General features: G+C 34.1%; 16 protein-coding genes. All 16 read left to right on the top strand.

Annotated elements, in window-relative coordinates; translation table 11 throughout:
* Positions 1-14 precede the first annotated feature (14 nt).
* The 16 genes from B5P42_RS04970 (at position 15) to B5P42_RS05045 (ending at position 14,928) form a co-directional block, all read left to right on the top strand.
* A complete protein-coding gene (locus tag B5P42_RS04970; protein WP_000808480.1) occupies positions 15-146 on the top strand; it encodes a paeninodin family lasso peptide in 132 nt (43 codons plus the stop codon).
* A gap of 106 nt (positions 147-252) precedes the next feature.
* On the top strand, positions 253-1,182 hold the full coding sequence (locus B5P42_RS04975) for an aldolase (RefSeq protein WP_078213869.1): 930 nt from the start codon (positions 253-255) through the stop codon (positions 1,180-1,182).
* Positions 1,182-1,481, top strand: coding sequence for a lasso peptide biosynthesis PqqD family chaperone (locus B5P42_RS04980; RefSeq protein WP_000095761.1), 300 nt, complete (start codon positions 1,182-1,184; stop codon positions 1,479-1,481). The genes B5P42_RS04975 and B5P42_RS04980 overlap by 1 nt, the downstream gene beginning before the upstream one ends.
* Before the next feature lie 45 nt (positions 1,482-1,526).
* Complete coding sequence (locus tag B5P42_RS04985) at positions 1,527-1,979, top strand: lasso peptide biosynthesis B2 protein (RefSeq protein WP_016130929.1); 453 nt, start codon at positions 1,527-1,529, stop codon at positions 1,977-1,979.
* A 22-nt stretch (positions 1,980-2,001) separates the two neighbouring features.
* Positions 2,002-3,189, top strand: coding sequence for a nucleotidyltransferase domain-containing protein (locus B5P42_RS04990; protein ID WP_078213867.1), 1,188 nt, complete (start codon positions 2,002-2,004; stop codon positions 3,187-3,189).
* A 2-nt stretch (positions 3,190-3,191) separates the two neighbouring features.
* Positions 3,192-4,994 carry an ABC transporter ATP-binding protein gene (locus tag B5P42_RS04995; RefSeq protein ID WP_113733761.1) on the top strand — a complete coding sequence of 601 codons (1,803 nt, stop codon included), beginning with the start codon at positions 3,192-3,194 and terminating at the stop codon, positions 4,992-4,994.
* Between the two features lie 1,194 nt (positions 4,995-6,188).
* On the top strand, positions 6,189-6,623 hold the full coding sequence (gene fabZ, locus B5P42_RS05000; RefSeq protein WP_002184592.1) for a 3-hydroxyacyl-ACP dehydratase FabZ: 435 nt from the start codon (positions 6,189-6,191) through the stop codon (positions 6,621-6,623).
* Between the two features lie 598 nt (positions 6,624-7,221).
* A complete protein-coding gene (locus B5P42_RS05005) occupies positions 7,222-7,962 on the top strand; it encodes a YveK family protein (RefSeq protein ID WP_078213865.1) in 741 nt (246 codons plus the stop codon).
* Positions 7,952-8,641 carry a CpsD/CapB family tyrosine-protein kinase gene (locus B5P42_RS05010; protein WP_113733762.1) on the top strand — a complete coding sequence of 230 codons (690 nt, stop codon included), beginning with the start codon at positions 7,952-7,954 and terminating at the stop codon, positions 8,639-8,641. The genes B5P42_RS05005 and B5P42_RS05010 overlap by 11 nt, the downstream gene beginning before the upstream one ends.
* 83 nt (positions 8,642-8,724) lie before the next feature.
* A complete protein-coding gene (locus B5P42_RS05015; RefSeq protein WP_087962902.1) occupies positions 8,725-9,492 on the top strand; it encodes a tyrosine-protein phosphatase in 768 nt (255 codons plus the stop codon).
* 245 nt (positions 9,493-9,737) lie between these two features.
* Complete coding sequence (gene galU / locus B5P42_RS05020; protein WP_078213876.1) at positions 9,738-10,619, top strand: UTP--glucose-1-phosphate uridylyltransferase GalU; 882 nt, start codon at positions 9,738-9,740, stop codon at positions 10,617-10,619.
* 19 nt (positions 10,620-10,638) lie between these two features.
* Positions 10,639-11,319, top strand: coding sequence for a sugar transferase (locus B5P42_RS05025; RefSeq protein ID WP_078213862.1), 681 nt, complete (start codon positions 10,639-10,641; stop codon positions 11,317-11,319).
* 112 nt (positions 11,320-11,431) lie between these two features.
* Entirely contained in the window at positions 11,432-12,754 is a 1,323-nt protein-coding gene (locus tag B5P42_RS05030; RefSeq protein WP_078213861.1) for a UDP-glucose dehydrogenase family protein, read from the top strand.
* A gap of 91 nt (positions 12,755-12,845) precedes the next feature.
* The gene (pssD, locus tag B5P42_RS05035; RefSeq protein ID WP_078213860.1) at positions 12,846-13,301 is read left to right on the top strand and encodes a PssD/Cps14F family polysaccharide biosynthesis glycosyltransferase; all 456 of its coding nucleotides are present in this window, start codon (positions 12,846-12,848) and stop codon (positions 13,299-13,301) included.
* Positions 13,298-13,783: a PssE/Cps14G family polysaccharide biosynthesis glycosyltransferase gene (gene pssE, locus B5P42_RS05040; protein ID WP_078213859.1), complete on the top strand. Its 486-nt coding sequence runs from the start codon at positions 13,298-13,300 to the stop codon at positions 13,781-13,783. Before pssD ends, pssE begins: the two co-directional genes overlap by 4 nt.
* A gap of 137 nt (positions 13,784-13,920) precedes the next feature.
* Positions 13,921-14,928 carry a glycosyltransferase family 4 protein gene (locus B5P42_RS05045; RefSeq protein WP_233152550.1) on the top strand — a complete coding sequence of 336 codons (1,008 nt, stop codon included), beginning with the start codon at positions 13,921-13,923 and terminating at the stop codon, positions 14,926-14,928.
* Positions 14,929-14,949 lie beyond the last annotated feature (21 nt).

Here is a 14,949-nt window from a genome sequence, read left to right on the forward strand (position 1 = left end):
AAGGGGGTGAAATTATGAAACAAGAATGGCAATCACCAGTATTAGAAGTACTTGATATCAACATGACAATGGCTGGACCTGGAAAGAGACTTGTTGACCAAGTTTTTGAAGATGAGGATGAGCAAGGCGCTCTTCACCACAGCTAATGCACTAATATTTAAATAAGATTTATATGCTTTACAGCCCTTATATAGTTTAATTACGGTATAAGGGTTTTTTTAATCAATTTTTCAACTATTTGGAGTGAGAAAGATGATACATACTGTAAAGAAAGAGATTTACAAAGCCTTCGGATTAGCCCTATTAAGTGAGATTCCCCTGCCGGAATTGCCTCAAGTAAGTAATTACGAAAATGAAGTAGACGTAAAAATAGAAACTGCAGATTTGTCCCAATTATGGGGAGAGTTATCTTCTCCGAAGTCAGTGTTTGTAGTTGAAAAAGAATTAATTATGTTTCAAATCCCCGAAACTGCTACGTTTTGTATTCAAAATGGAGAAAAAATCATTGTTTCACCTATGAAAGGGTCTGATCAAGATAAGATTCGGCTTTATATTCTTGGGACTTGTATGGGGGCATTGTTGATGCAGAGAAAAATACTCCCTCTGCATGGAAGTGTAATAGCCATCAATGGAAAGGCGTATGCTTTTGTAGGAAGATCAGGAGCTGGAAAATCAACTCTTGCATCAGCCCTTTTAAGCAAAGGCTATAAGCTTTTAAGCGATGATGTAATTGCTGTGTCTCTTTCTGAGGATAATACTCCTTTTGTTACACCATCTTATCCGCAACAAAAGTTATGGAAAGAGAGTCTTGATCAGTTTGGAATGGAGACAGCGCATTATCAGCCATTATTTGAAAGGGAAACTAAATATGCTGTCCCCGTTACAGCTAACTTTTTCGAGGAACCATTACCATTGGCAGGTGTATTCGAATTAGTGAAAGTAGAAAATGGGGATGTTGAACTTCAGCAGATTGAAGGACTGGAGAGACTACGCACATTGCTGCGTCATACATATAGGAATTCATTAATCCCACGATTGGGGATGATGGAATGGCATTTTATGCATTCTACAAATATCGTAAACAAAATAGATATGTTTCAATTGAGACGTCCTATTTCAAAGTTTACGGCACATGATTTAGTATCCAAAATTCTAGAGTCTTTAAAAGAGGAGGAAAAATAATGAGTAGTAAACAAACAATTTCATTACACAGTTTTGTTGTACAAGGTCAGGAAAATGTAGTGAGCGATATGGATGGGGAGAAAGTGATGATGAGCATCCATAATGGGAAATACTATAACTTAGGAGGTATAGGTGGTGAAATTTGGAGTTTAATTAATGAATTAATATCTGTCAATCAAGTGATTGATATATTATTGTCTCGATATATGATTGAAGAGGCAGAATGTAAGGAACAAGTACTCTCTTTCTTAAATCATTTGTATGCAGAAGGGTTAATCTCGGTTGATGAAAAACTTTGATTTTTAATTGAACGTTCCAGATTTAATAGATTAGGAGTAGGATCGATGAATATCATAAATAAAGCCAAAGCTTTCTTGTCGTTCGATATGGGAACAAAATTATTACTTATAGAAGCTTTCTTTTATTTAGGCTGGGCTCGTATTCTTAAAAGTATACCGTTTTCTAAAGCTGCTCCTATATTAGGAATTCATATGGCAGAAACGTCTTTAAGCTATGATGAATCGGAAAAGATTACGTTAAGGGAAATTTCTCAAGCAGTGCATATGATGAGCCGTTATACATTTTGGGAAAGCCAGTGTCTCGTTAAAGCTATCGCTGCAATGAAAATGTTGGAGAAGCGTCAAATTGAAAGTACCCTTTACTTAGGGACCGCGAAAGATGAGACAGGAAATATGATTGCCCATGCGTGGTTACGTAGCGGGCCCTTTTATATTACTGGCGTAGAAGAAATGAAGAGATTTACTGTTGTTGGTAAATTTGCAAAGAGGATAGGGTAAAAAAATCTTGAAGGAGAATGAGATGTATACCGGTTGTAATCTTGATTTGAGTCATTTACCTAAAGAACTAAAATTGTTACTTGAAATTATAAAGAAGGAAGATAAAGAGATACAAGAAATCCCGGAAGACTGGTTCATAAATATTGATTGGAACAAATTTTTGAAACTGGCGCTGCATCATCGTATGTATGCGTTCATTTATCCAAAAATGAAATCTATTGATAAACAGTTAGTTCCATCAAATGTTATGCAAGTATTAAGTACATATTTTAAAAGGAATACATTCCATATGCTTCATTTAAGTGGAGAAATGGGAAAGGTAAGTAAATTATTTGCTGAAAACCAACTTCGACTTCTATTTTTGAAGGGCCCTATTCTTGGTACGGATCTATATGGAGATATTTCCCTTCGAACATCAGGGGATCTGGATGCCCTTGTTCCTATAGATGATCTTGGAAAAGTGAACGAATTACTTGTAAAGAATGGTTATGTCAAAGAGGATGATTTTCCGACGGTTATGAATGAATGGAAGTGGAGACGCCACCATACAACTTACATGCATCCGATAAGTAAGGTGAAATTGGAGATTCATTGGCGACTACACCCAGGGCCGGGAAAGGAACCACGCTTTGATGAGTTATGGGAGCGAAAGAGGACGAGTCCTGTCACAAATTATCCTGTCTATTTTTTAGGTAGAGAGGATTTGTTTATGTTTCTTGTGACTCATGGGACTAGGCATGGTTGGTCCAGGCTTCGATGGTTAACAGACATTGACCGTATGGTAAGGCAAGAAATAGATTGGAAAGAACTCATTGTTATGTTGGAAAAATACGGATGCAAACAACTGGTAGGTCAGGCCCTTATTTTATCTTCTAAGCTTTTAGATACTCTTATAATAGAAGAAGAGACAAAAGTATTAATGTCAGGGAGAAGGGTAACGCAATTAGCGCAGCTTGCTATATATTACTTGGAAAGTATGATTAACTTGCATACAGATCCTGTCCCAGAAGAAGTTTCAAAATATCATGAGCGATATTTATATTTGTTAAAGACAAGCTCTCAAAAGCTACTGTTTCATCTTAGTTGGTTGTATCCTTATCCTCAGGATGTGGAAACTTTACCACTGCCAAAACAGCTGCATGTTTTATATTTCCCTTTGCGGCCGGTTTTATGGATTTGGAGGGAAATGAGGTACCGTAAGGAGAAGTGAAAATGAGAAATATTTTATATTTTACAAAGCGGTTATACTCTTTTACTGGAAACATTCTCATTGTTAATCTCATGGGAATGGTATTGGTCAGTCTTGTAGAAGGAATCGGCATTTTATTATTAATTCCTATGATAAGTATTAGCGGTATTGCGAAGATGAATGAACAGACAAGTCCTCTTTCAGGGGTTCTTGGATTCCTAGGTGAGTTTCCAACTACTTTAGGATTACCACTTGTATTAGGAATATATATTATATTGGTCGTGGGACAAGCGCTTTTACAAAGGAATATAACAGTTCGTAATGCGAAAATCCAGATACGTTTTATTAATCATTTGAGATTGGAAACTTATCGTGGATTGTTGCAGGCCAACTGGAGTTTTTTTGTGAAAAAGAGAAAATCAGATCTTATCAATTCTTTGACAACGGAATTAGGGCGTGTTAGCGCAGGCACTAATTTATTTTTACAGTTGCTCACTTCTTTAATGTTTACATTTATACAGATTGGTTTCGCTTTTTGGTTAGCGGCAGATATAACAATTTTTTTACTATGTTGCGCTGTGGTACTTGCCTTTCTTTCACGAAGATTTATTAAAAAATCAAAAAGATTAGGTGGTCGAACCTCAGAGAATTCAAAAGCGTATCTTGCAGGTATAACTGATCATTTTAATGGAATTAAGGATATTAAGAGCAATACACTCGAACGATCTCGTTATATGTGGTTACGTAATTGGGTAGAAGATGTGGAACGTGAACAGTTTGCATATATTAAGGTGAGAAATAATTCTCAACTCTTTTATAAAATTGCATCAGCTGTTTTCATTGCTATTCTTATCTTTTTATCTGTTAAGCTGTTTCAGACGAAAACGGAGCAATTATTATTAATTATTCTTATATTTTCTCGTTTGTGGCCACGATTTGCAGGTATACAATCAAACATGGAACAAATTGCAGCGAATCTTCCCGCTTTTAAAGATTTGCTGCAATTACAGGAAGCGTGTAAGAAAAGTATAGAATTGCAAGATATAGAGCAGGATTATGATTGTATAAATCCTATGCAGATAGAACAATCTATTGAGTGTCAAAATATCTCTTTCCGCTACAATAAAGAAAATGCTGTGTACTCACTTAAAGATATTAATTTGCGTATTCCTGCAAATTGTATGACGGCTATCTCAGGGCGTTCCGGTGCTGGAAAGAGTACATTAATTGATATCATAATGGGACTTATGCAGCCGGAGAGCGGTCAGTTATTAATAGATAACAAACCGTTGACAAGTAAGGACCTATTATCATTGAGGAAATCTATTAGCTATGTTCCTCAAGATCCATTTCTATTCAATGCCAGTATAAGAGACAATTTGAGAATGGTTGAACCAAATGCAAGTGAGGAGCAGCTTTGGGAAGCTTTGGAATTTTCTGCTTCCGCTGAGTTTGTTAGCAAGCTCTCGCAAGGATTGGATACACTGATTGGCGATAGGGGAGTCAAACTTTCAGGGGGAGAACGACAACGTCTTGTTCTGGCTAGAGCGATACTTCGAAAGCCTTCTATTTTAGTATTAGATGAGGCAACAAGTGCGTTAGATGCTGAAAATGAAGCGAAAATACAAGAAGCATTGGAAAGATTGAAAGGAAGCATGACAATTATTGTCATTGCACATAGACTATCTACTATACGTAAAGCTGACCAAGTAATTGTAATGGATCAAGGACAAATTATTCAACACGGTAGTTTCGCACAACTGGCAAAAGATGAAAGTGGTTTATTTAGTAGTCTACTTGGACAACAGGCTAAGGTAAACATTTAAATATGACTAGTCACAATTATTTTTTATAAATTTAAGGAATACACTGCCTTTATTTCTTTCGGGCCGGTAACACAATTTGATTATTTATGGTTTGGGGGATAATTGGTATTTGTATACTGGTCTTTTTATGGAAATATGAGCTTAATTTAATTGTGTGACCAGTAAAAAAACTAGAAATACTTTTTGTGACTTATTAATATACCATCTATATACATGTATAAATATCCGTGTTATAATTTAACATGGAACCTGATTTTATTTATACCATATACAAAAAGCAGCGAGACCCCTCGTCTTTAGGACGAGAGGTCTCGCTGCTTTTTGTATATAAAGGTTTATTAGTGTAGTTGTGATAATATATTTTGAAGCACCTTGTAGACATTTTTATGGTCAGTGATTAATGAGAGGTAGTGCCTAATGAATTGTTGGTATTTTGAATTGCTACTAATTTTATATAAGTAATTAAGAAGGGAAACGATTTGAGGAAATGAAAGAGAGATAGTGAAGAATATTATATAAGTATTTCTTTTAATTTCATTTGAATTTTTCTTTCAAATACTCCGGAATGCCTTATTTAACAGATAAACAAGGAAAAGCAACAATTTCTTATTAGTTATACTCTATTTTCATGTATCGTTAAATAGATTTAAAAGAATTTATATGTAATATTGGACATTTATGTAAAATGAAAATGTATCTTTTGTGATGATATTTTATAGGGTTTTTATTAAAGGCTAATCCACGAAGATTTATTTTTTTATAAAGCATAGTGTTCTGGATTGCGAATCTTAATTTCTAGATATGCTATTTAAGATAATATAAGAAAAATGAAGAAATTTGTAGAAATTTGTAGAAAATTAAGGGTATGATGGTAAAAAGGAGTAAATATTGAATTTTTCTTTCTTGTTTTTGTCCTTTATAATGAGCTATGAATACGACATACGAGGAAAATAATGTATATTTTCTCTCCCTAACTTTGATATACACCTTTTTCCAACCTCCGTGTTAATTGCCATTATTTTGTTATACCGATTAGCGAAGGGAAAAGGGTGTATCTTTTTTGTATGAATAGTCCTAATAGATATTTTGGGTAGAAAGCATTTCTTGTTTTTCGTGACAAAAACAATGGAGAATGGGATAATAAGGACAGTGTGTTGGTGGTATGACCAATTTGGTATATAAGGAGAGAATGATATGCTAGATATTCAACAGATTAAAGAAATTATTCCACATCGTTATCCATTTCTACTAGTCGATCAAATTTTAGAAGTAGAAGAAGGAAAGCGTGCGGTTGGGATTAAAAATGTAACGGCAAATGAGGAATACTTTAATGGACACTTTCCAGATTATCCTGTGATGCCAGGTGTTCTAATTGTAGAAGCATTAGCGCAGGTGGGTGCTGTTGCGGTACTGAAGAAGGAAGAAAATCGCGGTCGCCTTGCATTCTTTGCTGGTATTGATAACTGCCGCTTCAAACGTCAAGTTCGCCCAGGTGATCAACTTCGCCTAGAAGTCGAAATGACACGTGTCCGTGGACCGATTGGAAAAGGAAAAGCAGTAGCAACTGTAAATGGTGAAATCGCTTGTGAAGCTGAAATCACATTTGCAATTGGTGATAAGAAAGAATAAAGATTTGTTAACATAACTTTACGTTGGGAGATGAATGAAGAGAGTATGGTCATTCATCTTTTTTATTGTTATTGAAGCGAATTATGAAGAAATGGACGAAAGGTAAGAGGATTTGTCGATAGGTAAGTTCTCTTACTTTTAAACAAACGTTTGATTAAAAAATATAGGGGACCTTCGAAAAAAGTTTATCAACTAAAGTCTGGAAAAGATATTGAAAGATTAAGAAGAAACAAAATAAAAATTAACAAAGGTAAGATTTTTATAAACAGGATAGTATAAATACACAGATCAATCAATGGTATATTCACTAGTAATATTAATAATACCCATATATCGACAGTATATAACAAATGAAAACCTATACATTAAAAACTGTGTCGAAACTCGTCATATTCGGCAGTATAATATTTGTCAATTTCTCCAACAATTTTCTCAACCATTCTTGCTATACTAATGTAAGTTCTGTAATATGTTAAATGGTTATTTATCGCTAAACAACTTTAGGGCTAGATACCAGATTTTTTTGTCAGCCTAAAACCTGACAAATTATTTATTTTCAGAAGTTTTTATAACAAATTATTGAAAGCTGGAGGAAGGCATGGAAGAAACAATAAGTTTGAAAGAGTTATTTGCTATTTTAAGAAAACGATTAGTTATGATCCTTGTAATTACGATTGGTGCAGCACTTGTAAGCGCGATCGTAAGTTTCTACTTTATAACGCCGATTTATCAGACTTCGACGCAAATTCTTGTTAACCAAAAGAAACAAGATGAGAAAATCATTCAGTATAACGAAGTGCAAACCAATGTGCAATTAACTAATACATATAAGATCATTGTAAAAAGCCCTGTAATTTTAGATAAGGTGAAGAGTGAATTAAAGTTAGGCATGTCTACTCAAGAGTTAAATGGAAAAATTAATGTAGAAAATGAGAAAGATTCACAAGTAATAGCTGTTACAGTTCAAGATAAAGATGTAAAACTAGCTCGTGATATCGCAAATACAACAGCGGAAATATTCAAAAGCGAAATTGCAAAAATTATGAGTATTGATAACGTAACGATCTTATCAAAAGCAGAAGTAGCAGAAGGTCAGTCACCAATCAAACCAAATAAAAAGTTAAATATAGCAATTGCATTTGTTGTTGGATTAATGGCTTCTGTTGGAATTGCATTCTTACTAGAGTACTTAGATAACACGATGAAAAAAGAAGAAGATATTGAAAAACTACTTGGTGTACCGGTTCTTGGCGTCGTTTCTCATATGGAGGAAGATGGTACAAAGAGCGGTAGTTTATCAGCAACGAAGAGAGTAGGGGGTCATACAATTGGTTCTTAAGAAAAAAATATTACGTGCTCGCCGTCAGCTGATTGCATATGAACAACCAAAATCATCTGTGTCAGAGCAATACCGAAATATACGAACAAATATTGAATTTGCATCTATTGATAAGAAGATTCGTTCTCTTATCGTAACATCTGCGAATCAAAGTGAAGGAAAGACAACAACGGCTGCTAATATTGCAGTTGTTTTCGCACAACAAGGTAAGAAAGTATTACTTATCGATGCAGACTTACGTAAACCAGCATTACATCAAATGATGCAAGTGGAGAATATATTTGGCTTAACAAGTGTATTAACACGTAGTAAAACACTAGGAACATGTGTGACACAAACGAAAATCGGTAATTTAACATTTTTACCATGTGGTCCAATCCCACCAAATCCAGCGGAATTACTGGGTGCAAGCTCGATGAAAGATTTACTTTCAGAAGCTTATGGCACGTATGACCTTGTCATTTTTGATTCATCACCAATCTTACCAGTTACAGATGCACAAATTATGGCAAATCAATGTGATGCTTCTGTACTTGTTATTCGAAGTGGTGCAACAGAAAAAGAGGCGGCACTTAAAGCAAAACAATCATTAGATAGCGCAAAAGGTAAATTACTTGGCGTTGTCTTAAATGATAAAGAACAAAATGGATCCGAATATTACTATTACGGTTCTAACTAAATGCAAAAGAAGGAAAGGTGAACATTCATCTTTTCTTCTTGTATTCAGTATGTGAAGAATATGTGAAGAGGGGATGAAATAGAATGATTGATTTACATTGTCATATCTTGCCTAATGTCGATGACGGAGCACAATCAATCGAAGACAGCATTGCAATGGCAAAGGCAGCATGCGAAGAAGGAATTCATACAATCGTTGCTACTCCTCATCACCAAAATGGGGTTTATATGAATCTAGCAGAAAGCATTCTTCATCAGGTAAAGCAGTTAAATGAAAGATTAAAAGAAGAGGATATCAATTTAACCATTTTACCTGGTCAAGAAATCAGGTTGTACGGAGAGTTATTAGAAGACTATGATTTGGGATGTATTGTTACACTGAATCGTACCGATAAATATATATTAATTGAATTTCCAGCAAACCATGTCCCGCGCTATGCAGAAAAAATGTTATATGAATTACGTGTGAAAGGGATCACGCCGGTTATAGTTCATCCAGAACGGAATATGGAAATTATTGAACGCCCCGATGTGTTGTATAAGCTCGTCAATCAAGGGGCACTAACACAAATTACCGCAGGAAGCGTCACAGGGAAGTTCGGAAAGAAAATCAATAAGTTTTCATTGCAACTTATTGAGCATCATTTAACACATGTCATATCATCAGATGCTCATAACACAACAACGCGGTCCTTTCACTTGCAAGCTGCGTATGAAACAGTAGAGAAAACATTTGGGAGTTCTACATTGTACTACTTCAAGGAAAATACGTATGAACTAATAAGTGGAAAAATGATTTATCGAGAAGAGCCCGAGAAAATAAGACGAAAAAAAATATTCGGTCTCTTTTAAAGAGAAAACAACTTGGTGATGCCTCCTAACCAATATCAATGGAGACACTCGGCTATGCTGTGGGTAGAGTAAATTTCTACCTTAGACGCGTTTGTTGTCAAAAGCATGATGTGAGGTAGGGTTAGATGCCCATAATTTATTTATGATAGAAACTCTACCTATGAGGTTATAAATATGACTCTATAGATAGGGTTTTTTGTTATCGCTACATACATATATATGAAAAAATGCTTTGGGGTACTGATTTGAAAAAAGTAAGGAAAGCAATTATTCCAGCTGCTGGACTGGGGACAAGGTTTTTACCAGCTACGAAAGCAATGCCGAAAGAGATGTTACCTATCGTTGATAAGCCAACGATTCAATACATTGTGGAAGAAGCCATTGCATCTGGAATTGAAGACATTATTATTGTAACTGGTAAAGGAAAGCGTGCAATCGAAGATCACTTTGATCATTCCTTTGAACTGGAACAGAACTTATTAGAAAAAGGGAAGTATGAAATGCTTGAAAAAGTACAAGCTTCTTCCAAAATTAACATTCACTACATAAGACAAAAAGAACCAAAGGGACTCGGACACGCAGTATGGTGTGCACGTAAGTTTATTGGGAATGAACCATTTGCCGTATTGCTTGGTGATGATATTGTTCAAGCGGAAACACCGTGTTTACGTCAATTAATGAATCAATATGAAGCAACAAAGTCATCGGTAATTGGTGTCCAAACAGTTCCAGAAAATGAAACACATCGCTATGGTATTATCGATCCACTAGAACAAAAAGGGCGTAGTTATCAAGTGAGCAGATTTGTTGAAAAACCGACACAAGGAACAGCTCCATCAAACCTCGCAATTATGGGACGTTATGTATTAACACCAGAAATTTTTATGTTCCTAGAGGATCAAGAAACAGGGGCCGGTGGAGAAATTCAGTTAACGGATGCGATCCAAAGATTAAATGAAATCCAACGTGTATTTGCATATGATTTTGAAGGTAAACGTTATGACGTTGGCGAGAAATTAGGATTTATTCAGACGACGATTGAAATGGCACTTCAGCACGATGAGCTAAAAGACGAATTAATTAAATATATGAATGAGCTTGTACAAAAAGAAAATGTATATGTATAAAAGGTGAGGTGGAATAGCAGTGGCCTTAATGAAAGTATCAGGTGAAACGGTCAAGAAAAATGGATTACTTGCTGCTGAAGAGGTAAATCAAAAGTGGTTATATTTATTTATGAAGCGCTTAATGGATATAGTAGGTGCGTTATGTGGTCTTATTCTTCTTTCGCCTATTTTTCTTATCATTGCACTACTTATTAAGTTAGAAGATCCAAAGGGTCCAATCTTTTTTAAACAAAACCGAGTTGGGAAAAATGAGAAAGAATTTGAGATGTATAAATTTCGCTCTATGATAACTGATGCAGAAGAGAAATTAAAAGATTTATTACAACATAATGAAGTATCGGGTGCCATGTTTAAAATGAAAGATGACCCTCGTGTAACAAAAATCGGAAAATTTATTCGCAAAACAAGCATTGATGAATTACCTCAATTATTAAATGTTTTAAAAGGTGAGATGAGTTTAGTTGGGCCACGGCCACCTCTTACAAGAGAAGTGAAGGAATATACCTCTTATGATAAACAGAGATTACTTGTTACGCCAGGATGTACAGGGCTTTGGCAAGTGACGGAGAGAAATAGTGTTGGGTTTAAAGAGATGGTTGAACTGGATTTAACATATATACAACATCGTAGTTTATGGTTTGATGTTAAATTGATGTTTAAAACAGTTTTGGTGTTATTTGGATCTAAAGATGCTTTCTAATAGCATGGAATATACATCAGAATTACCAATAGGATACATATTTAATAAAAAGTTATGGCATACGCTCTAACTTGTATTCAAAAAAGAATGATTGCAAGGGAGATACACTAATATGAATATAGCAGTAGTAGGAACTGGTTATGTAGGGTTAGTTACAGGCGTCGGTCTATCAGAAGTGGGACATAATGTTGTCTGTATAGATACGGATGAACAAAAAGTAGAAAAAATGAGAAGTGGACAATCACCTATTTATGAACCTGAATTAGATACTTTGATGATGAAAAATATCGCAGCAGGGCGCCTAAGATTTACTACTAATCATTTCAAAGCATTTAAAGAAGTGAACATTATTTATATTGCAGTAGGTACCCCAGAAAATGAAGATGGAACTGCAAATTTAACTTATATTAATCAAGTTGTAGAACAAATTTCTCAAAATGTTCAACAGGACGTGATTGTGGTAACGAAAAGTACCGTACCTGTAGGGACGAACCATTACATTAAAAGCAAATTAAATAAACTGTTATCAGAAGGTGTTAAAGCTGAAGTGGTATCAAATCCAGAATTTCTTCGTGAAGGATCTGCAGTGTATGATATATTTAATGGCGATCGAATTGTAATTGGATCAGATTGTGAAAAGGCATCAGCGACTATCCGTAAGGTTAATGAACCATTTGGTATTCCTATATATGAGACTGATATTTGTAGTGCAGAAATGATTAAATATGCATCTAATGCATTTTTAGCTACAAAGATTAGTTTTATTAATGAGATTGCTAATGTATGCGAAAAAGTAGGGGCAGATGTTGAGCAAGTAGCGGTAGGAATGGGATTAGATAGTCGTGTAGGTAATCAATTTTTAAAGGCGGGTATCGGATACGGTGGTTCTTGCTTCCCTAAAGATACGAAGGCTCTTAAGAAAATTGCAGAAAATGTAGAATATGATTTCAGTTTATTGAGCGCAGTAATTGAGTTTAATAATAAACAGCAACGTAGGTTACTTGATCAGGCGGTAGAAGATTTTGGTACATTGGACGGAAAAAAAGTGGGTGTACTGGGATTAGCTTTCAAACCAAATACGGATGATATTCGTGAGGCAGCATCTTTAGTCATTGTTCCAGAACTAGTCAAAATGGGGGTTCATGTAAAAGCTTATGATCCAATTGCAATGGATAATGCAAAGAGAGCATTACCGGATGCAGTAGAATATGTGAACGAAGTCATTGAGGCCATTAAAGATACTGATATTGTATTTATTTTAACAGAGTGGGATGAAATAAAATCTATATCGCTAGAAACATTTAAAAATGAAATGAAAGAAGTAAATATATACGATGGTAGAAACTGTTTTGCAATAGAAGATGCTCAAAATAGTGATATCAAGTATCGTTCTATAGGAAGGAGAGCAGTTGATAAAAAACAAGTGTGTGTTTGATTTCATTAATATAAAAAGTAAATAGAAGTAAGAATAGCAAATACGCCAGTTTACTAATTTTCTAGGAAAAGCCAGTGAAAGAGGGAGAGCTTTGAAAATATGTTTTGCAGCTTCATCAGGGGGACATTTAGAGCAATTAATGATGTTATATCCCATGATGAAAAAAAATAAAAGTTTTATTTTGACAGAAAAAACAAATTATCAATTTAACTCAAGAGATATTAAGCATTATGATGTAGTTCAAATTAACAGAAGAGAGTTTACTTTCTTTTTTAAATTAATAATTTTATTTGTACAAACTTTAATAATTTTATTAAAGGAAAAACCTGATGTTGTTATTTCAACTGGTGCATTAGCGACAGTGCCAATGTGCCTATTAGCTAAATTGTTTAGGAAGAAATTAATATTTATTGAATCCTTTTCTAAGATAACTTCGCCGACTATTACTGGGAAATTATTGTATAAGCATGCAGATTTATTTTTAGTGCAATGGGAAGATATGAAGGAGTTTTATCCTGACGCAAAGTACGGAGGTGGAATATATTGATTTTTATTACAGTAGGTTCCCAAAAGTTTCAATTTGATAGACTATTAAAAGAAATTGATCGTTTGATTGAAGAAAAACAAGTGAGTTCTGAAGACGTATTTGCTCAAATTGGTTATTCGACATATGAACCACGTTTTTATTCATATCAAAATTTTTTAAATAAGGAAGAATTTCTAAATTTAATAGATAAAAGTGAAATAATTGTTACCCATGGAGGAACAGGATCCATTATTAATGGAGTAAAGAAAGAGAAAAAGGTTATTGGTATCCCTAGAATGGTAGAGCATGGTGAACATGTAGACAATCACCAATTTGAAATAATAGAGCAGTTCAAAAACTCCAATTTAATATACGGAGTTTTTGATGTTAGTGAAATAGAAAATGCATTAAAGTCCGTAAAGGATATGAAATTTAGAAAATATGAGTCTAATACCGAAAACATTATAGGTGTATTAGAGAATTTTTTAATGGAAAACGTATAATTTTCCATTAAAAAATTAAGATGTATCCTAATAATTTTATTGGAAAAGAGATTTAGAAAAAATATCAGAAAAAAGGTGAATCAATGAATGTTATCATGATCGGATCTCACTTAAAAGTAACAGGTGGGATTACCAGAGTGGTGAAAAATTATATGCAAGCTGGCCTTAATAAAAAAACAAATCTAGAATATTTCCCAACGTATTATGGTAGCAATCATTTCGTGAATATCATGTACTTTATAGGTCAATATATAAAGTTATTTTTCCAACTGAATGTATTAAGTCGTAAGTATGATGTAGCACATATTCATATGTCTTATAGAGGTAGTTTTGTACGTAAGAGAAAGATTATACAGTTATTGAATCGAAAAAATATTCCTATCATATTACATATGCATGGGTCACAATTTAAAGATTTTTATAATGAAAGCTCAGATAAACGTAAGGAACAAATCATAGATACGTTAAATAAAGTTACTGTTATACTAGCTTTAGGAGAACAGTGGAAAGAATATTATGAGTCAATCTGTAAAACGGAAGTTGTGTCATTGGACAATGCCGTATTTCCGAAACAGGTGTCCAATAATTCCGAAGAAGGAATATACATCACAACAATGGGAGTACTTTCCCAGAGAAAAGGTACATATGATTTGATTGAAGTTGGTGCGAAACTAAAAGGAAAAATAGATAGTAAATATAAGTTTGTATTAGCTGGTGATGGTGAAATTGAAAAAGCTCAGCAAAAAATCAGTGAATTAGATTTAGATGATTTGTTTATTATTCCTGGTTGGGTATCAGATGAAAAGAAAATAGAAGACATTTATCACAAAAGTGTTATATATGTATTACCATCGTACAATGAAGGTATGCCCATGTCTGTTTTAGAGGCAATGAGCTATGGGTTACCTGTTATATCTACTGACGTTGGATCTATTCCTTCTGTAGTTGAGAAGGAAAATGGATTCATTATTAAGCCTGGAGATATAGATGAGTTAAAAAATAAAATCATCTACCTATTGAATGATAATTCAATAAGTAATTCAATGAGCGAACATAATGTTGAGAAAATAAGTTCAAAATATAATGTTTATAATTCGTTAGATCATGTTGTTGCGTTATATGAAAAAGTTATAAAAAAACCCTAATAAAAGTTATAGCTAAAAATT

It is taken from the genome of Bacillus sp. SRB_331, from assembly GCF_003264175.1.
GTDB classification, from domain to species: domain Bacteria; phylum Bacillota; class Bacilli; order Bacillales; family Bacillaceae_G; genus Bacillus_A; species Bacillus_A mycoides.